Raw genomic sequence first — 20,376 nt, 5'->3', positions numbered from 1 at the left:
GCGCCAGCCCTTTTATGAAATAAAGAAAAACAAATATGCCTGAAAACGAAACGATAAATGAAGCTCAAAGCCGTCAACAAGAGCCGACGGTAGCCTATACAGACGATAATATTCGACATCTTTCGGATATGGAACACGTGCGAACACGTCCGGGAATGTATATCGGGCGTCTCGGCGATGGTAATCTTCCGGAAGATGGAATCTATGTATTGTTGAAGGAAGTTGTTGATAATTCAATCGACGAATTTAAGATGAAAGCCGGCGATCGCATTGAGATTGAGGTGGAAGATAACTTGCGTGTGAGTGTGCGTGACTACGGACGAGGCATTCCTCAAGGGAAGTTGGTTGAGGCAGTTAGCATGCTTAACACCGGTGGTAAGTATGATTCGAAGGCTTTTAAGAAAAGCGTTGGTTTGAATGGTGTAGGTATTAAGGCAGTGAACGCATTGAGTTCACACTTTGAAGTAAAGTCATTTCGTGATGGGAAAGTACGTGAGTTGACCTTTGAAAAAGGCGTGAAACTCAATGATGTTACACTCGAAACAGACGACGAAAACGGTACTTTTATCTACTTCGAACCCGACAAATCACTCTTTAAAGACTATAGTTTCCACAACGATATTGTTGAGACTATGCTGCGCAATTACACCTATTTGAACAGTGGATTAACCATCATGTACAACGGACGTCGCATCAAAAGTCGGAATGGTTTGGCTGATTTGTTGAACGATACTATGACGAATGACGGCCTGTATCCTATTGTTCATATCGTGGGAGAAGATATAGAAATCGCCTTCACTCATACCAATCAATATGGTGAAGAGTATCATAGTTTTGTGAATGGTCAGCACACTACACAAGGTGGAACGCATCAAAGCGCATTCAAAGAACATATAGCTAAGACGATAAAGGAGTTCTATAATAAGAATTATGAGTATACCGATGTGCGCAATGGACTTGTTGCTGCCATTGCCATTAATGTCGAAGAACCCGTATTTGAAAGCCAAACGAAGATTAAACTTGGTTCAACTCAGATGGCTCCTGATGGCGAAAGTATCAATAAATATGTAGGAGATTTCGTCAAGCAGAATGTCGATAATTATCTCCATATCCATCCAGACGTGGCGGAAGTCATTGAGAACAAGATCAAGGAAAGCGAGAAAGAACGCAAAGCAATGGCTGGAGTTACGAAGTTAGCACGCGAGAGAGCGAAGAAAGCTAACCTTCATAATAGGAAGTTAAGAGACTGCCGTATCCATTTCTGTGATGCCAAAAACGATCGTAAAGAGGATAGTTCAATCTTCATTACTGAGGGAGATTCGGCCAGTGGAAGCATTACAAAGAGTCGTGATGTGAATACACAAGCAGTGTTCTCACTACGTGGTAAGCCGCTGAATTCATTCGGATTAACGAAAAAAGTGGTTTATGAGAACGAAGAGTTCAACTTGCTTCAAGCCGCACTTGATATCGAAGACGGACTCGACAGCCTTAGATATAATAAGGTGATTGTAGCTACTGATGCCGACGTTGATGGCATGCATATCCGTTTATTGATAATAACTTTCTTCCTACAATTCTTTCCTGAGCTCATAAAGAAAGGCCATGTATACGTACTTCAAACGCCACTTTTCCGCGTAAGGAATAAGAGAACAAAGATTAAAAACAAACAGGTGATAGCCGAAGCTGACGCGCGTATGGATAAGAAAGAAAAGAAATCAGACTTTATTACGCTGTATTGCTATACGGAAGAAGAACGACTTAAGGCTATCAAAGACCTTGGTCCAGACCCTGAGATTACGCGTTTCAAGGGATTGGGAGAGATTAGTCCCGACGAGTTTGCACACTTTATAGGGCCTGATATGCGTTTAGAGCAGGTTACTTTGCACAAGAACGATCAGGTGGGGAAACTCTTAGAGTATTACATGGGCAAGAATACGATGGAGCGACAGAACTTTATCATCGACAATCTTGTTATTGAAGAAGACCTTCCCGACATTGATTCTGAACCCTTGGAATAAAGTTCTTGTGTCGTGAAAAGCCATGAAGTAGAATAAAAAATAAATCATAATGAAGAAAGAACTATATAAAACCGACCGCACTCATGCATTCCTTTATGGAATGACATGGGTGATTTTGTTTTTACTTTTATCGTTCCCTCAAGCGATAAAGGCACAGCAACTGAATTTTGGATACAATTCACCGATGCGCAAAATGGTGCTTGCCGAGATGGCCATTACAAATCTTTATGTCGACAGTGTCGATGAAAAGAAGCTTGCAGAAGATGGTATCCGTGGTATGATTGAGCAGTTAGATCCTCATTCTTCCTATTCAACGGCGAAAGAAACTAAGGAAATGAACGAGCCACTTCAAGGGTCGTTTGAAGGCATTGGCGTGCAGTTTAATATGGTGAAAGACACGCTTTTAGTCATTCAACCCGTAGTAAATGGCCCGTCAGAACGTGTCGGAATCTTGGCTGGCGACCGCATTGTGAGTGTCAACGACACTGCCATTGCAGGCGTAAAGATGTCAAAAGAAGACATCATGAAACGCCTTCGTGGGGCTAAGGGGTCAAAAGTCAGACTGGGAGTTGTACGCCGTGGTATTGCCGGCATACTCAAATTTACCGTTGTTCGCGATAAGATTCCAGTGAAAACTCTTGATGCTGCTTACATGATTCGCCCTCATGTGGGTTATATCCGCATAGGAAGTTTCGGCGTAACCACGTATAATGAGTTTATGAAAGCAGTCGAAACATTGAAGGCTTCAGGCATGAAAGATCTCATTCTTGACCTTCAAGAGAATGGCGGAGGCTATCTGATGGCAGCCGTACAGATTGCAAATGAGTTCCTGCATAATAGCGATTTGATTGTCTATACGCAAGGACGTAAGGTGCCACGACAGGACTATTGTGCCGATGGTAGTGGCAGATTACTTGATGGAAAGGTGTTTGTTCTCATCAATGAATATACTGCTTCAGCGGCTGAAATCGTTACGGGTGCAATACAAGATCAAGATCGTGGCACCGTGGTTGGCCGCCGTTCATTTGGTAAAGGCCTTGTACAGCGCCCCATAGACCTCCCTGATGGCAGTATGATTCGACTCACCATAGCACATTATTTCACTCCTTCTGGCCGCTGCATACAAAAGCCTTACAAGAAGGGGGATGCCATTGACTACGCTATGGACATTGAAAAACGCTTCGAACATGGCGAACTTTATAGTGCCGACAGCATCCACTTTGCTGATTCTTTGAAGTATTACACGTTGCGAAAGCACCGCGTTGTTTATGGCGGTGGAGGCATTATGCCAGATGTTTTCGTGCCACTTGACACGACGCAATACACAAAATTCTTGCGTCAGATGGCTGCACGCAGCTATATCATCAACGCTAATCTCAAATACATTGACGTCAATCGGAAACAGCTGAAGAAGCAGTTTGCAACCTTTAATGACTTTAATGCACGCTTTGAAGTACCCCAATCGTTGATTGACGACGTAGTCCAGGCGGCAGAAAAAGACAAGATTAAGCCTAAGGATCTGCAGGAGTTGCAGGCCACATTGCCTCAACTTCGACGACAACTCAAGGCACTTATCGCCCGAGATTTATGGGATATGAGTGAATATTTCCAGGTAATCAATGAAACAAACCCCATCGTGGTAAAGGCTGTCGGACTGCTAAAATAAACATGATTCAATATTTATAACGCTCTATTTCTATAGCAATGAAGCTCAAATTTAAGTTTTATCACCTGCTGTTCATTACCGCTTTTTCGGTAACGATATTCTCTTCGTGTCACTCAGGGCAGCAGAACGCACGGCAAACTGCCGATGCTATCGAGGACACGGCATCGAGTAAGGAAGCTTATTTCCGTACGATGACCAAGATAGCTTACGCAAAATACCTTAAAGGTGAGACGCAATCGAGCTTGGAATATGCCTATATTGCCCTCGGACGTTCTATCGAAGAGCGATTCCAAAACTATGAAGCGACGTTGGCTTTCCTTATTGGTATCAACAAAGCTAACATTGGAGAATACGACGATGCCATGCCATATTTCCGCAGAGCCATAAGCATTTTCAACTCCATGCCCACACCAAAGAACCAATGGAATGGCTTATATCAAAAGGTGTACACACTGCTCAATACGGAGCTTGTGATGCAAAACGCGGGCAAATATGACGAGGCATTGCGCCTGCTTCCCGACTTAAACCGTTCTTTTCGGCTATTGGCGGAGTGCCCAGATACGGCATCTGTAAAGGCTGGGGCTAACAGTACCTTCGGATTTATGCCTCGTTCGGCGTTCAAATTAGCGAAGTCCAGTGAGACAACTATCCTTGAATTGCAACAACGACAGCAGCAAGCCGAGCTGAAAACCATGCGTATTGCCCTCATCATGGGTGTCGTTATCTTGTTGCTTCTCATCTTTATTGTGTTCAGAATTGCGCGTTATAACCGCATCATCACACGTAAGAATGAGTCGGCAGTAGATACAATTAACCGACTGCTTCAATATCGACAGGCATTGATAACTGAACGTAGTCAGCACGAGCAAAAGGTCGAAACACAGGCCGAAGTGAAAGAAGAAACTGACACAACGCAGCCAGTTGAGGAGAAAGAAGAACCCGAAATAGATGCTGACCGCGAGCTCTTCAGTCGCATTTCCAATGTCATCATGAGTCGCAAACTGTTCCTGAAACCGAAACTAACTCGTGAAGATATCATCAACGAAGTATATGTTCCACACAATAAGTTCGCTCAACTCTTTACCCGATATGCCGGAATGAGCTTCACGAAGTTCATCAATGATCTTCGTTTGGAGTATGCCGCGCAGTTGCTTCGAGATAGTCCCGACTACACGATTGAAGCCATTGGAGAAGAGTGTGGCATGCCTATTGCCCAAACGTTCTATAGAAATTTCTCTGATAAATTTGGTGTAACACCATCTGATTTCCGTACACTTTCACAGAAAAAAGATAGGGAAAACCAGGAGAAATGAAAAATTGTGAGAACAAAAAAACCTCTAAACAAGGGGAAAATGAAGATTTGTGAGAACATGTGAACATTTGTGATACTTTATAGTTGCAGTTATTTATACCTTTGCATCGAAGGTTTAAGTTTTAGACTATTAAGTACTCAACTTTGTAAATTGCAACAACCCGTGAGGGCAAATGTTATTTCATTTTTCGCATTCAAAAATTATTTGTTTAGAGAGTTATAATGAATCAGGTTCCATCATGATGATTTTGGTTTCATAACCAAAAACTTCTGAAAGAGCAACATGATGGACATTATAAAAAATATGCGGCCTGTTGAAGGTCGCATATTTTTTGTTTTTAAAGTTTGGTTGTGCTGAATGATAAGAAGACAAGCCACAACACGCAGGCTCATCTCATTCAAACAAAAGTGTGTTTTCTTCTTATTGTTTTTCTTCTAAGGCTTTCAATATTGCCAAAGCCTTGTTTTCATTGGCCTCCATTATTTCGCGTTCACCCGGTCCTTTGTCGTTAATGCCACAAAGATGCAATATGCCATGGATGATGACACGATGGAGTTCGTCTTCATATTCCTTTCCAAACAATTCGGCATTCGACTTCACTGTGTCTATGCTTATCACGAGATCGCCACTCACAATGTCGTCTTCGTCATAGTCAAATGTAATGATGTCGGTGTAATAATCGTGGCCAAGATACTCGTTGTTCACCTGTAGTATCTTTGCATCGTCAACGAACATATAGCCTATATCGCCCACTTTTCGCCCATAGGTTGCTGCAACTTGCTTTATCCATCGGTTGATAATGCGTTTCTTTAGCTTAGGCATTGAGACGCCATCTGTGTTGTATGTAATCATAACATTGAACTTGTTTATCCTTATTTTCCTTATTTTCGTTTTGGTTTTGCCACCCATTCGTCGGCATCTTTGCCAAAGAAGCGTAGCTCTCTCACCAAGGAACTGCTGATGCTTGATAGCGAAGGGTCGGCAAACAACAGTATGGTTTCAACACCATTCAACTGCCGATTGACGTCCGCTTGCTCGCGTTCATACTCATAATCTTTTACCGATCGCACGCCACGCACAATGAAATGTGCGCCTTCTCTGCGTGCCATGTCAACCGTAAGGTCGTCGTATGACTTCACGGTGACGCGCTCTTCGTCGGCATAAACGGCTTTAATGGCTGCCACACGTGCCTCAATTTCTTCGCTCGTATGCTTGAGTTTGCTGACTGCAACGGCAATAACGAGGTGGTCGAATAGGGGGAGTGCACGGTCAACAATGTTCTGATGACCGATTGTAAAGGGGTCAAACGTGCCCGTAAAGAGTGCTATCCGCTTTTCTTTTTCCATCATTTGCAAAATTAATATATTCTTACTTCAAATGCAAATGTTTTGGTTTGGAAATGAAAAGAAAGGCAAAGCCTTAGGCCCATAGCGAAAGAAGGAGAGGGAAACAAGGTCGAACTGCCAGCCCCATAACGAAAAAAGGAGAGGGAAACAAAGCCTCACCCCCGGCCCCTCTCCAAGGAGAGGGGAGTAGAATGCTTAGGAAATGGAGGGTAAAAGGGGCGCAACTTGGGGGCAAGCTTTTGGGATGTGTGAAGCCATTCCATGGCTTCGATGCCATGATTTGCGTCAAATAGCGCGCTAATCTCCTTTATTTTACGCCGTGATTTGCGCCATTTTGTGCGATGAAATGCCGCAAATGGCGGTGATGTTCATAAGGAACAGGGTAACACCTTGAAAGACAATATCTTGCCAACAGGCTGCCAACGGCGTTTGCCTTGCTTTTTCTTAGGTCACAAGGCAGCCTTGCCCATGCCACGCCTGCTATCTAACCATCTTCGTAAAGCTGCCTTTTTGTGTCGTGATTTTCACGAGATATAGGCCATGCGGAAGGGCAATGGCCACATGGTTTTGGCCTTTTATGTCTTTGTTTGCTACCAGAATGCCGCTCGGATGATATACACTGACACGCTGCAATCCCTCTTGACTCACCTCAAGCAGACTGCCATTGAAGCGCACATCAGCTGCCTGCGCCACCTCATCAATGCCGTCTGTCCCATTATCAGGATATTGATTGTAAGGCCCATTGACAATAGACACGATGAAAGGCGCTACGTCTTCGGGCCAGAGGTCAATGACTTTATCGCCTTGTTTGCCTGTCAATGTAAGGCGATAGTCACGATTATTGATGATTTTTAGGTCGCTTGCACGCAACCATCCGCTCATGATTTGCAAGGTGTTTGCCTCATGGTTGAGGCTGATTGCATCCGGATTGGTCTTGAGATCGATGCTCCGTTTCTCCTCGTCATCTACAAGTTGCAGCGTGATGGGACCGGTATATTCGGCTTGTTCACGGCTGAAAGCGATACATCCAAGCTTGAACAGCGGCGTTGTTCTCTGGTCAATTCTGTCTGCCGGAATGCTTTCTCCCGAGTTATCTTGCACAATTCCCAAGACATTGTTAAACAAAATGTTGCGTTGGTCGCGTTGTTCTACGTTCACATGCGTAGGTGCTTGCATGTTGACGGAACGCACAATGCAAGTCTCTTGGGTATAGTCTTTGATGACACTAAGGCGCAATTCATAATCCCCCGGCGTGAGATGTTCAGGCAACGACAAAGGAAGCGTTACGCGCGTTGTGGCAAACATCTCAAAGTCTACACTCTTTTCGGTGGTGAAAGTGGCTGCCGGCAGGCCATCGCTACCGATAAATTCGAGGCTCACCACACCGTCAAAAGGCAGTGCATTGAGTTTGCGCAGCATGACATGGGCCGTGTTCTTCGCACCCGAATAAAGGGGCTTGTCAAACGTTGGGGCAGCCATGAGCTGGAAAGCCGGGGCAGTTGACGGCATTTCGAGATAGGAAATGTGACCCGCTTCAACCTTAAACACGATGCGTGGTGCCTTTTTCAGCTTTGTCCATGAACCGAAATCACCCGACGCGTGGCGTTCGCAGGCAACGGCTGAAAGCGTATATTGTCCGTCGGCAAGACCTGAAAGTTTGAGTGGAATCGTCACATCCTCGTTGATAAGTGCACTGGGTGACATCTTGCCTCCATAGTCGGCAAAGCGCGAAACGGTGTATCCGCCTGCCTCATGAAAGGTTGATGGGCAGATGCGCACAGGCGAATCGTCGGCCGAGAAGATGCCAATGCCGAGGTCACCACAAAAGGGTTGGCTGCTTTGATTTGTGAAATGATTAATCGTAATATGGGCTTCGGTGCCCGTAGTTGTGGGAGGTGTCTCCGTGAAGTGCATGTCTCCTTCGATGGTGAAGGCTAAGTTTGGCGCACCTTCACGCAGTTGTTCGTCAATGGGAGGTGTGCCTTGACGATTTGGATGCACTGCCATGACCATGAGTTGTCTGTTGAACGCCAATGGTCTCCCATTGAATTCTTTTCCTGAAGTGCTGAGGCTGAGTGCCGAAAGTGAATAAAATCCGTCGGCCTGTCCATCCCAACCGAAGTTCATGTGCACCATTCCGTTGCGGTCAAAGCCGTCTGCTACCCACGCGTGTCCAGCTGCATTATTCTTTGAATTGCCAGAGATATAGAGCGGAAAGCCTTTCCGTAGCTCGCTCTGTACAATCTCCAAGAAGTGTGAAGTGCCTTCATCCTGCTTCGTAATCATGGCTACATCATAGTCGAAATGATTGCGAAAGGCTTGTGCCGCAGCATAGTTTGAGGCACTGCTTGCACCAGAGGTGTATTGCATAAATACCGAAATGCCGACATCATTCATGAGTTTTGCAACGGCATTGGCCTGTTGTTGTGTGTAAGATCCGTGCGGATAGTCGGGCAACATCTGTTTCCAAGCATATTCAGACGCTGCAAAGTTGGCCGTGCGTTGCGTGTGATCAAAGGCCACAGTATAAGAGTTCTCTCCCTGACCGCGCTTAGGCCATTGATGAAAATACATGAGTTGAGCCATTGCAGTGGCTACACATCCCGTGACATATTGGGTCTGTTGGTTATAGGGCTCACCCTGTCCCCAGTGTGATTTCAGCAATGGCGCAACTTCATCTGTTTGAGATGAGGCGACGAGGGCACGCGACTTCGTTTGTGGATATTGTTGAAGGGCGCGATAGACTTCGCGATATTGTTGTAACAAGAACCGCGCTTCAGGATTCAGTTTGGTGGTATCGAGTGAACCTTTTGTGCTGTAAGCTAACACCTCGCCCATAACATCATCGGCCGAAACGATGACAAAGCCCTGCCCACGCTTGTCGTTATAGAGATAAAAAGGGGTGGAAGCAGCCGCAGAGGTAGCGCGAGTTGCGCGTGACTTTTGCGTCACAACAGCGGGAGTAATGTATCGTTTGGCAATCTCCAATGCCTTGTTTGGCGTAATTTCTTTGGCGAAACCATAGGCAGAAGAGCATAGCAATGCAAATAAAAGAGCCGTGAAACGAGGCGTTTGTCGAGGCTCAACGAAGGCTTTCAAGCGTCTTAGCATGATGTGTTGTTATATCTTTTTTTCGTCCGTTATAATGAAGTATCACTGCAAAGATAGGTCTTTCTTTTGACAAAGCCTCATGTAAACGTTTGTTTTTCAGTCTCTTTTAGGGGATAACCGAAAGGAAATGGGCAGAAAAACGGCTCGTTTTGAGTGAGTGGATAGGGCCGAATAGCACAACAGCCATGCTGACTGAGCAGCGGCGAGTGGGTGAGATGAGCCTGTAAACTCATTCAAACAAATGTCCCTCAACAAAGCAGTCATTGTGCCTGTCGAGGGACTTCGTACATAGATTTTATGCTATTTTTCGTCTAATTTCTTTCCGCTTGGCTTACAAAGAGGTGAAAGCGGTGATCAAACCAAAGATAATACCCGGTGCATTTGCTAAGGCAAGAGCCCAATCGCGCTTCTCTTTGAAGAGACCATAACCAACCCACAATGTGCAGTTTATGGCCGCCATAAATGGTTGAATGAAGGCACCTTTCTGACCATGGAGGTTGTTATCAATCTGGGCGATATAGAAAATATACATCAAAACCGATGTCGCCATACCCACCCAACCTAAGTTTGTGAAGAACTTTTCTTTTGTCATAGTCTTTAAACTTTAATGAATTATTCGGCAACGGGTTATTACTAACACCGCAGCCCTTGTGCTTATAAAAATAAAAATGTTATCAATTTCTCCCGAATATATCCTTTGCTGCTGATAGAAACGAACGCATTGTTGTTGCATTCTGTTTTGCGTTAGCAGTCGACAACCTACTCTTTGCGTGATGTGGTGCGTTGCTTGTGCCTCTCTTCAAACTTGAATCTGTTTGCGCTTAGAATCGAAGCTCGTTAATCAGCGGTGCTGGCGGCGCGCCTTTCGGCTTGTAGCTGAATGTTGATTCCATTGAAATTGCGTATAAATCAACTCGTTATCACATCGCAAAATTACGAAATATATCTTGAATACTGCAAACGATGAGCAATATATTTCAAATTAATCTTTGTCGGCTTACTTTTACTTTGTGTTTCACATCGTGGCCTGTCGTTCGGCCTTTGCCAACCTTCTCTTTCTTGCTTTCCGCTCCCTTTCTCCCTCTTTCAATAGGCAGAATCGCAGCCTTTTCTGCATTCATTTCATCCGTTTGCCTTTCTTCTTCTCACTTTTTTGGGTATATTTGCACAGCAATTAAAACAAAATCACAATCGAAATGACATCTACGATGCACCCAATAGAGACTTTCACCCCAGTTCGCGCAGCGAATCAGCGCGATGTTCTCTCGCTAACGCTCCCGCCATTGCGCCTGTTGCGTGTGGCCTTTGTGGGCGTCGGCGCTCGTGGTCGGCAAGCGGTGATGCGCTGGTGCCACATCCCCGGCGTCGAAATCGTGGCAGTTTGCGACAGCGTTAAGTCTACTGCAGAGGAAGTTTCGAGGCAAGTTGCACAATTAGGCAAGCCGCGCCCCGCCGTCTTTAGTGGCGAATCAGCCTACATCGAATTGTGCCAACTGCCCGCCGTTAACCTCATCTATGTCTGCACAGACTGGCTTTCGCATGCGCCGATTGCCGTCCATGCCATGCAAAACAGAAAGAATGTGGCCGTCGAAGTGCCTGCTGCGCTCTCCTTAAAAGATATCTGGCAGCTGATAGACACAGCCGAACGCACGCAACAACATTGTATGATGTTGGAAAACACCGTGTATGATGATTTTGAAATGGCGGTCGAAAAAATGGCTCAAAAAGGTCTGTTTGGTGAACTGATTCATGTGGAAGGCGGCTACGCGCACCCCATTGGAGACCGTTGGACGCCGTGGCGCATGGCTTATGCCCAGCAAAATAGTGGCGATGTTTATCCCACACACAGCATCGGACCAGCTTGTAAACTTCTAAACATGCATAAAACCGACCGCATGTACTATCTTACATCGATGCAGACGGATGCCTTCATAGGAACACAAATTTATCAAAAGGTGATGCAGACACCTTGCAGTTTCTTTGCCAATGGTGACCAAACGTCAACGACGATACGCACATTGAAAGGCAAAACTATTCTTATCCAACACAATGTGATGAGCCCACGTCCATATAACCGTATGTTCCAGGTTATCGGAACGCAGGGTTACGCAGCCAAATATCCAACTCCAGAAATTATGCTCAGTCGCGAATCGGCCGCTAAAGTGGGCATAGACATTGATGAGAATAGTGTGTTGTTGAGTGCTTCGCAGATAGAAACGTTGCTCCATAGCTATGCTCCCGACTTTCGTCCCGAGACAATAAACTTAGCCAAGCAGCTTGATCCACGTGGGGGCATGTCTTATTTCATGGATTTGCGATTGGCTCATTGTCTGCAACAGGGACTTCCCTTAGATATGGATGTTTATGATTTGGCGGAATGGTGTAGCATCGCAGAACTCTCAAAACTTTCTATCGAACATGGCTCAATGCCTGTAATGATTCCCGATTTCACGCGTGGCGCAGGCTTTGTCAGATAAAAACCACGCATTTTAATCTTATCCTCCCGTAGACAATTAAAACGTTTCCATAATTGCATTAGTAGCGCAAGCCGAGCCTCTCTATCGTTGTTTTAAACTCTTTCGGCCGTGGCCGAAACTCAGAATTGCGCGATATTTATATTTTCGGCCATGGCCGAAACTCTCTTTTTAGCGTTTTTTCTTCTTCGGCCGCGGCCGAAATTCCCTTTCATGCACATTTCACCTTTTCGGCCGCGGCCGAAACTTCCTTTTCAGCTTATTCCCATCTTCGGCCATGGCCGAAAATGATTTTTCCTTGAAATGCAAACATCTTCCTCCTAAAAAACACATTTAAAATAAAAAGCACCTACAAGATATTTGTAAGTGCTTGAATTCAAAGTGGACCAGCCTGGGCTTGAACCTATGACCTCCAGATTATGAGGCTATTTGATGTATATTTCATGAAATTATAAATAATATTAGATGCCTGAAGATAAATAAGTTATATTATTTATTTGTTCCAAGAAATATCTTAGACTTACAGCAGTTTTTATTCAGAAAGTTCACCAAAAGTTCACGGATGATTTCGTGAATCCCCTGTTAAAAGGAGAATTATAATGGAAAAAGTCAAGGGAAAGTTCACGGAAGTGGGAAATATGTCTCAAAAGTATCGAAAGAGGGGAGAAACCTCGCTTGCAAAGTTCGTTTCTTCCAACGGGAAAGTTACAGGTACACTTATGTTGGATCCCAGAAGAATAGATGGCGATTATTCCCAAATTTCCCCTGTCGCTATTCGTATAGCATATGCTGGTAAGAAAGTTTTTCTGCGGATAGGGAAATCATATATAGGAACAGATGGGATAGAACTATGTGAATGTGAGAAATAATCACGAAACAAGAAAGCCTCAGAACGAAAGGAATTAAAAAAACAAGATGGAGAAAGTGGCTACTCTTGTAAATCAATTCATCGATGAGGGAAACTTTTCTTTGAGAAAACTCCAGGAACGACATCAAGGGAGGAAAGATGACGATAGTACAATCTACTCCATTTGGGAATCTTTTATTGTATCCAAGCGCGACGATGGCAAGGCAGGAACAGCTCGGTGCAGTGAGGATATATTAAAGAGGTTTGTACGGGATATGGGAAAAGATGTATCTTTAAGTGATATAAGTCACAACTTTATTCTGGATTGGGTAAAGGTAATGAAGAAAAATGAGCTTAGTACAACATCCATTGGAATATCATTGCGCACATTCCGCACCATTGTAAATATCTGCATTGACCGTGGCTTGATTAAAGGAAGTACTAAAGAAATGTTCAAAGACACGGGCTACAATAAGGTGTGTAGTCGTAAGCATGAGTTCCTTGATGTTCCTACCATGAAGATGCTTTATGACTTTTGGGAAAGAGACGAAGCCAAAGACGAAAAAGGCAAGGAGTTATTCTTTCCAAAAGAGAAACACGCCGTCTTTCGTGATTTAGGGCTGTTCCTATTTATGTATCTGGGTGACGGACAAAATTTGGCTGACACCTTGCGACTGACTTATGATGGTTGGTATTTTGCTACACATGGAAAGCAACTCCGATTCTTACGTCATAAAACGAGAGACAGAAACGAGAGTGCTAGTGAGGTCATCTTTCCCATTACTCCAGAACTACAAAAGATTATAGACAAGTATGGCAATGAGCCTAAACTTGACAAGCGTGTGTTCCCGATTATGAGTGAGTGGATAACTCCAGAACAAGAAGTATGGGTAATCCAACGATATAATCGCTATATTCGTGAGCATATGGCGAAGGTGGTAGAGCTGCTTGGCATAGAACAAAAACCTTCATCTACCTGGGCTCGACATAGTTTCGCTACCAATCTGAATAATTCTGGTATAGTACCATACAAATATATTAGTGATAGTATGGGGCATAATGGAAATGGAGATATAACATCTAACTATATTGGTGCCTATCCTTTGGATAAGATGTTGGAATATAATTGGTACCTTTTGAACGAAGAAAGACAAAACAAAGCTACTGATAGGCAAATGGTCTTGGAACTATTGAAAAAATGAGTGAAAAGGACCGAAAAGAATTGTTCGCGTCTTTGTAATGAACGAGTTGATTTGAAAAATATGCCACAGGTGGCATATTTTTCAAATTACACGTCTTGTTTTAAAATAAATACTGTATCTTTGCCATTGAAAAAAGTGCTCCATGGGGCAAAAACTTAAAATATGAGAGCGACAATTCCCAGAGACGTCTATTTGAAGCAGCTGATTGACGGACGAGAAAATGGTTTTATTAAAGTAATCACAGGTATGAGAAGGTGTGGCAAGTCCACACTTTTACAAGTTCTTTTTCGTGATTATTTGTTGAAACAGAACATACCTGCTGATCACATTATCTCTATTGCTTTGGATGACCGCATCAATCAAAAGCTAAGAAATCCTGACGTTTTGTTGGCATATATCCGCCAGCAAGTCAGGGATAACCAGTTGTATTTTATACTTATGGATGAAATACAGATGGTAGATGAGTTTATGGATGTTCTAAACAGCTTGTTGCATATTGAGAATGTGGATGTCTATGTAACAGGTAGCAATTCTCATTTTCTCTCGAATGACATCGTAACAGAGTTTCGGGATAGAAGCGATGAAATACACATGTATCCATTCTCTTTCTCTGAGTATTATGCAGCCGTAGGCGGAGATAAGCAGGGTACATGGAAAGACTATTATACCTACGGCGGGTTACCTCACGTATTGACTTTAGTAGGTGATAAGAAGAAAAGTGACTACCTTTATAATGTTTATCGCAAAACCTATCTGACTGACATAAAAGAACGACATGAGATTAAAGAGCATGAGTTTGAGGAATTGGCAAAGATGCTGTCTTCTTTTATAGGTTCATCCTGTAATCCGAACAAATTGACTAACACCTTTAAGAGTAAAGTGAATGTTGATTTGTCCTATCCCACAGTAGTAAAGTACATTTCCTATCTAAAAGACTCCTTTCTGATAGAAGAAGCAGAACGTTATGACATTAAGGGACGTAAATACATTGGATCCTTGTCCAAATACTATTTTTGCGATTTAGGAGTAAGAAATTCCATTTTGAATTTCCGTCAACAAGAAGAAAATCATATTATGGAGAATGTTCTCTATAATGAGTTGCGAATGAGAGGTTATAATGTAGATGTCGGCATGGTAGATGTTAAGAGAAAAATTGACGGGAAAAGCATCCGCCAGCAATATGAAGTTGATTTCGTGGTGAATGAGGGAAGCGACAGGTACTATATACAGTCTGCTTTTGCCATGCCAAACATTGAAAAGGAGCGTCAGGAAAAGACTTCTTTTTCATTTATCAATGACTCCTTCAAGAAAATTATCGTCGTGAAAGATGATATTAAGACTAAACGGGACGAACAAGGGATCGTAACCATAGGCTTACTCGATTTTCTGTTGGATAAGGACAGCTTAAAACTGTAACTTATGGAACCAGAATGCAAAGTATATTTTCTAACATGGTATCAAGCCAACAAGATAACGGCAGACCGCATCATCAACGATTTGAAGAAGCAGTCGTTTGAAGCGGTAATGCACCTCTATGCTTATACTGCCAAATCATTGAAACTGGAACATATTGTGAGTCAGAGGGACTTCTCCATTCTGTTTTCCAACAATTACACGAGAGTTGGTGACACCATTGTAACAGCGATAGTATTTCTGTTCAGTGAAGGAAACATGAGTTTTATTCGTCTAAACAGGATAAAGAACACATTAAAATACTGGCTATTTTGTGGCAATCTGTACGAAACGATTGTCTCAAAAATCATCGTCAAGACTGATGAAAGCCCGTGAACGATTAGAGAAGAACGCCTATTCCGATTTACAGCAGCAATTAGTTGAGACCAGTATGCGAAATGGCATCAAGACTCAGGATGATTGGAATCGATTCTTTGGATTGGAGATTACACTCGATGATGAATGTGAAATTGAAAACAAGCCTAATCCCATCCCAACCGAACTCCAGACGGAAGAAGCCCGACTGATTCATGGCTTGGCGATTACACCCAATGACAAAGGTGATATCGAGAACAAACCTGTTCCCCTGCCAGCCGAACTTCAAACAGAAGCTGCCAGACAGATTCTTGACAAAGCAATTTTGTTGAGGTTATGTGATAATGAATATCACTGGCAAAAGACAAACTCCTTGTTAGCCTATTTCGCTGATTGTGCCTGTGAACATTTGAAGCTATCCAAAGCGGAGCAGGACGGCAAGAAGAAAACATATTGGAAGCCTTTTGAAACCCTATTCGGTGTTTCCGGACTGGCCAATTACAAGAACACCTATACCAACAAGACGGGCAAGCTGCCTATTGACCATGAAATCGTGGAATCTATATTCCGCTAAAAGAAGAAACCCATAGTCCGTGTAAGTCAGTCTTGCATGGGCTTTTTCATGTATTCCTCTTACTATACAAGCATTCCGTTCCATAGGAGGAAATGCGTCCATACCCATATAGTTACCATGTAGTACCTATATGGGTATAATGTCATGTAATTCCATGATACTTTTGTAGCAAACTTTTAAAACCAAGAGACATGCAAGGAAATTTCATAATGCTGCAAAAGGAAGACCTCAAGGAGGCCATTGCAGAAGTATTGGAGACAATGGTGGGTAAGAATCTGCTGAAAGAACCAACTCAAACTGCATCCACCGAGTATTACACCCGTGACGAGCTGTGCGCCCGTTTGCACATCACCTATACCACATTGTGGCGCATGGAAAAGCGTGGCGACATCCATGTCCATAAGATTGGCAGACGCAACCTATATTCTAAGCAGGAAGTGGATGCACTGATAGCAAATGGACTTTCTTCTGATTCTGTAAGCAGGTAGTATGGCTATGGCAGAACTTAGTAAGAATATCCCCCAAACCGCCAGAGGTGGATTATATTATTTCCTCTTTTCAGCAGTTGCAGGAACAAGATGCCATTGATGCGGGTAGCTTTCATGTGGCATCCATGAACGACTGCTTGAAGGCGGCCAAATCTTTGCCGCCTCTTGTGGTTCTCTATCCGAACATTGTCCTCGAAGGTGATCTTTGCATCATCTTCGGACAGTCAGGCATCGGCAAAATCATCTTCGCCATGCAGGTGGCAAGGGATATTGCCGCACAGGGGAAGCGCGTGCTCTATACCGACTTTGAGATGACACTGCGTCAGCTGGCCCTGCGGTACGAGGTTCCGGACTTCCCTCCTACCTTCTTCCGTGCGGAGATGGACAGAGACAATCTCGTTGATGATGTATTGAAGGGAATAGAAAAAGCAGCCGTGGCGAATCTTGCGGAAGTGGTGTTCATCGACAACATTACCGCATTCAGCCAGTCGCTTGACAAAAGCTCTGACGCGGGCTCGCTCATGGCATCGCTGAACGCCTTGAAACGGAAGTATAACTGGACGCTGGTCGTCCTCAACCATGTTCCCAAGATGTTCTCCGGTTCAGTCCCTCTTTCCCTGTCGGCCATACAAGGCTCCGCCAAACTCAACCAGTTGATAGACGATGCCGTGGGACTGGGGCAGTCAGTCCGTGACAAGTCGTTGGTCTATGTGAAGCAGTGTAAGTGGCGCAACGGCGAAGTTGTGCTCGATGCCGACAATGTGGCTCTGTATGAGCGAGCCAAGAACAAGGACGGCAATCTTTGCTTTACCTTTCGCGGCTATGACACGGAGGTCGCCCATCTGGAAACAACAGGTACCAGCGGGCGTGAGGAACTGAAATCAAGGGTCAGGGAATTGTCCTCGCATGGCATGAAGCAGCAGGACATAGCCAGGGAATGCGGTATCACCCAAAGCAAGGTGTCAAGGCTCTTGAACCGTTGATTATTCACTTTATGCAGTTTATGCAATATGCATAAGTGCATAAACTGCATAAAACGCATAGCAAAAATGGGAAATCAGGACTTGAAGAGAATATCGGCGACTAAGGCTGCGCCCAATGATCGGATGTTGATAGAGATACCCAAGCAGGATATAGGATGCCATTATTCTTCTCTTACGGATTATCTAGATAAGACTACTGGTTATGATTCCAAGATATTGTCGGCTATTGATAGTTTAATTATGAGATTTCATCTGGGAGCCGTTACCAAACTTGTGAACGGACATTATGGCACGGTGCTGCCTCGGATTAACCGGAACAACAAGGTTGTAGGAGGAAGTGTGCAGTACTTTGATACTGAGAGTGGAGTAATCCTGCAAAGAGAGTCCTTAGTGGAGCATCTTTATAGCTGGTACTGCTTTGACTATTATACGGATGATGAGGTCTTCTTTGGCGAGCATCTGCTTTCAAACAAGCCTGTCGCCATTGTGCAGGAGGAAAAAACAGCCTTGCTGGGTACGCTGGCGGAACCGGCCGTTGACTGGTTGGCGGTTGGAGAAGGCTACAATCTCACCAATAACATGATGAGTAAACTGGCTGGCAAGCGGGTGGTCCTTTTCCCTGATGATATAAGCTGTGATTATTGGGAAGAGCAGTTCGGGGCAAGGTTCAAGGTGGACCGTGGCTTTGTCCATCGGGACATTAACCGATACCTGATTGACAGAATCAGAGGTCGTGGCAGTCCTTGAACTCGGGGGGGGAAGAATAGGGCTCTGTCCTTGTTATAGCCCACTATAACTACCCGCTGCGCTTTCGTAGTTGTGAGCCCAAGGCCAGCCTTGGAGAACCGGCGGGGATGACTCTCCCCCTGCACCCTCCACTCGATGGCATCTGCCCCCAAGCTCCCTTGACCAGAGCGTGACCCTCTCTCTGGACTCTCCGCTTAGGGAGCCTCCCTAAGAACCTTATGAAAAGAAAAAAAACAATCATTTAATTCCCTTTTGTTATGACACAAATGACATCGGTACACATCAAGCCCTGCAATATCGGGCAAAGTGAGGCACACAACCAACGGACAAAGGCATATCTCGACCACATCAATGCAGAGAAGCTTTATATTAGGAAAGACCTGATACCTGAGAACCAATCGTGGACATCGGAACTGCAAGGCGATATGACCTTGCGGCAGTATTACGATGCCATTGGCAGAATGGTGAAGGAAAAGACGGGCAGGGCCATGCAGACCAAGGAACGGGAGCGAATCAACAAGAAGACGGGCAAGGTAACCAAGATAGCCGGCTGTACTCCCTTGCGTGAGGGCGTCGTGGTGTGCAAGGCAGACACCACCATGGAGCAGTTGCAACATTTCGCAGACCTTTGTCGACAGCGTTTCGGCATTACGGCCATACAGATACACCTCCATCGTGACGAGGGCATTGTCTTGATCCGAATGACACATCTACATGGAAGTCTAACTATCACGCCCATGTCATCTGGGACAGGATGAACCACGAGACAGGTAAGTCCTACAAGCTGGACAATGAGGACATCAGCCTCGTGCAGGACATGGCGGCCGAGGCATTGGGAATGGAGCGCGGCGTTTCCAAGTTGGAGACGGGCAAACTGCATCTGGAACGGAATGACTATATCGTGGCTAAACAGAAGCGTGAGTTGGATGAAAGCAAGAAATAAGCGGAGAAGCTGGCAAAGGAGAACGAGCAGAAAGTTCTCGCCTGTGAAAAGTTGGATAGAGAAATCCACGACAAGCAGGAAAAAGCCAATCGAGAGAATGGCAGCGCCATCCTGTCGGGCTTGGCCAACCTTGCAGGAAAGGGCAAGTATGCACAATTGGAGGCGGAAAATGAAGAAATGAAAAAACAAGTTGCTGCAATTCCACAAGTGGTTGCTCAGCAAGTAGAAACCTTAACCATTACCTATAAAGAGGAGATAACTAAGGAGCGGAATCGTGCTGATTTCTGGCTTGCTGAATGTAATAAACAAGAGCGTATCTACAAAGGATTGCTTACCAAATCGAAGAATCGGGAGGTTGACCTCAAGCAAGAGTTGCTGCAACGTGATAACATTATCGCTACAATGAAGGCTGGGCTAACAGATTTCCTACGAGGATTCACTATCATTTGCCAAAATGCCATTAATGCCGTTATCGACTTTGCCCATGACACTAAATTGCAGCACTTTACCTTCCCTCAGGTTACAGCCATCAACGAATATCTTTCTAAAGAGTCAAGCGACAGGCGTAATGGTGCCACGATTCTGGCTCTCCTCACCCGTCCTGGAAAAGCCACTCTACTTTAACCCCTTTGGGCAAACAGGATTGCTCACTTTGGCCATAAAATGATTGCCCCTTTTGGTCAAAATAATATTGACCACTTAGTACAAGTGTCGTTAGAGTTTTTTTGTGTAGATTTGAGAACCCGAGTCCTGGTGTAAGGGGTAATAATAAAAATCTATTCAAATGAATAAAAGAATCAAGAACATTTTAAGATGTTATGCGGCAGGGATGGGTATCAAGGAAACGGCATCCACGTTCCATACTTCCCGTAACACTGTTCGCAAGTATGTCCGCCT

The 20,376-nt window shown here is 44.5% G+C and carries 15 protein-coding genes and 2 pseudogenes; 13 read left to right on the top strand and 4 right to left on the bottom strand.

The genetic code is table 11. From position 1 onward, the window contains the following. The first annotated feature begins 35 nt into the window (after nucleotides 1-35). Genes HMPREF9420_RS07170 through HMPREF9420_RS07160 form a run of 3 tightly spaced genes read left to right on the top strand, consistent with a single transcriptional unit; the run spans nucleotide 36 to nucleotide 4,997 of the window. Nucleotides 36-2,018, top strand: coding sequence for a DNA topoisomerase IV subunit B (locus HMPREF9420_RS07170; protein ID WP_007134876.1), 1,983 nt, complete (start codon nucleotides 36-38; stop codon nucleotides 2,016-2,018). Nucleotides 2,019-2,067: 49 nt separating this feature from the next. Continuing rightward, nucleotides 2,068-3,684 carry a S41 family peptidase gene (locus HMPREF9420_RS07165; protein WP_007134875.1) on the top strand — a complete coding sequence of 539 codons (1,617 nt, stop codon included), beginning with the start codon at nucleotides 2,068-2,070 and terminating at the stop codon, nucleotides 3,682-3,684. Nucleotides 3,685-3,722: 38 nt separating this feature from the next. Further along, complete coding sequence (locus tag HMPREF9420_RS07160; protein ID WP_007134874.1) at nucleotides 3,723-4,997, top strand: helix-turn-helix transcriptional regulator; 1,275 nt, start codon at nucleotides 3,723-3,725, stop codon at nucleotides 4,995-4,997. Nucleotides 4,998-5,417: 420 nt separating this feature from the next. Here the strand turns inward: HMPREF9420_RS07160 and ybeY are convergent, their stop codons facing one another. The 4 genes from ybeY to HMPREF9420_RS07140 all read right to left on the bottom strand — a co-directional run bounded on the left by ybeY (nucleotide 5,418) and on the right by HMPREF9420_RS07140 (nucleotide 10,046). Next, on the bottom strand, nucleotides 5,418-5,849 hold the full coding sequence (gene ybeY / locus HMPREF9420_RS07155) for an rRNA maturation RNase YbeY (protein WP_044079156.1): 432 nt from the start codon (nucleotides 5,847-5,849) through the stop codon (nucleotides 5,418-5,420). A gap of 29 nt (nucleotides 5,850-5,878) precedes the next feature. Next, nucleotides 5,879-6,343, bottom strand: coding sequence for a pantetheine-phosphate adenylyltransferase (gene coaD / locus HMPREF9420_RS07150; RefSeq protein WP_044078831.1), 465 nt, complete (start codon nucleotides 6,341-6,343; stop codon nucleotides 5,879-5,881). Nucleotides 6,344-6,823: 480 nt separating this feature from the next. Next, a complete protein-coding gene (locus tag HMPREF9420_RS07145) occupies nucleotides 6,824-9,454 on the bottom strand; it encodes a thiol protease/hemagglutinin PrtT (protein ID WP_007134870.1) in 2,631 nt (876 codons plus the stop codon). A gap of 331 nt (nucleotides 9,455-9,785) precedes the next feature. After that, nucleotides 9,786-10,046, bottom strand: a complete 261-nt coding sequence (locus HMPREF9420_RS07140) for a membrane protein (RefSeq protein ID WP_007134868.1) — start codon at nucleotides 10,044-10,046, stop codon at nucleotides 9,786-9,788. A 604-nt stretch (nucleotides 10,047-10,650) separates the two neighbouring features. Here HMPREF9420_RS07140 and HMPREF9420_RS07135 point away from each other — a divergent pair. The 10 genes and pseudogenes from HMPREF9420_RS07135 to HMPREF9420_RS14655 form a co-directional block, all read left to right on the top strand. Then, the gene (locus HMPREF9420_RS07135) at nucleotides 10,651-11,931 is read left to right on the top strand and encodes a Gfo/Idh/MocA family protein (protein ID WP_044078830.1); all 1,281 of its coding nucleotides are present in this window, start codon (nucleotides 10,651-10,653) and stop codon (nucleotides 11,929-11,931) included. Between the two features lie 596 nt (nucleotides 11,932-12,527). Next, nucleotides 12,528-14,015, top strand: a pseudogene (locus tag HMPREF9420_RS07130) (phage integrase SAM-like domain-containing protein). Between the two features lie 124 nt (nucleotides 14,016-14,139). Beyond that, nucleotides 14,140-15,393: an ATP-binding protein gene (locus HMPREF9420_RS07125; protein WP_007134863.1), complete on the top strand. Its 1,254-nt coding sequence runs from the start codon at nucleotides 14,140-14,142 to the stop codon at nucleotides 15,391-15,393. A 3-nt stretch (nucleotides 15,394-15,396) separates the two neighbouring features. Next, the gene (locus tag HMPREF9420_RS14680; RefSeq protein WP_007134862.1) at nucleotides 15,397-15,765 is read left to right on the top strand and encodes a hypothetical protein; all 369 of its coding nucleotides are present in this window, start codon (nucleotides 15,397-15,399) and stop codon (nucleotides 15,763-15,765) included. Then, on the top strand, nucleotides 15,752-16,318 hold the full coding sequence (locus HMPREF9420_RS14675) for a hypothetical protein (RefSeq protein ID WP_007134861.1): 567 nt from the start codon (nucleotides 15,752-15,754) through the stop codon (nucleotides 16,316-16,318). Before HMPREF9420_RS14680 ends, HMPREF9420_RS14675 begins: the two co-directional genes overlap by 14 nt. A 191-nt stretch (nucleotides 16,319-16,509) precedes the next feature. Beyond that, a complete protein-coding gene (locus HMPREF9420_RS07115) occupies nucleotides 16,510-16,806 on the top strand; it encodes a helix-turn-helix transcriptional regulator (RefSeq protein WP_004377847.1) in 297 nt (98 codons plus the stop codon). Between the two features lie 47 nt (nucleotides 16,807-16,853). Beyond that, nucleotides 16,854-17,789 (top strand): AAA family ATPase, encoded by a 936-nt coding sequence (locus HMPREF9420_RS07110; RefSeq protein ID WP_007134860.1) that lies wholly within the window; start codon nucleotides 16,854-16,856, stop codon nucleotides 17,787-17,789. Between the two features lie 27 nt (nucleotides 17,790-17,816). Then, nucleotides 17,817-18,536 (top strand): DUF6371 domain-containing protein, encoded by a 720-nt coding sequence (locus tag HMPREF9420_RS07105; RefSeq protein ID WP_007134859.1) that lies wholly within the window; start codon nucleotides 17,817-17,819, stop codon nucleotides 18,534-18,536. Between the two features lie 257 nt (nucleotides 18,537-18,793). Next, nucleotides 18,794-20,082 (top strand): annotated as a pseudogene (locus tag HMPREF9420_RS15075) (recombinase); the annotation flags it as partial. 181 nt (nucleotides 20,083-20,263) lie between these two features. Beyond that, a partial coding sequence (locus tag HMPREF9420_RS14655; RefSeq protein WP_147625711.1) for a helix-turn-helix domain-containing protein occupies nucleotides 20,264-20,376 on the top strand: 113 nt, incomplete at its 3' end.

It is taken from the genome of Segatella salivae DSM 15606, assembly GCF_000185845.1.
Lineage (GTDB): Bacteria > Bacteroidota > Bacteroidia > Bacteroidales > Bacteroidaceae > Prevotella > Prevotella salivae.
The sequence above is the reverse complement of the archived record's forward strand: the minus strand, read 5'-3'. Positions and strand labels throughout refer to the sequence as shown.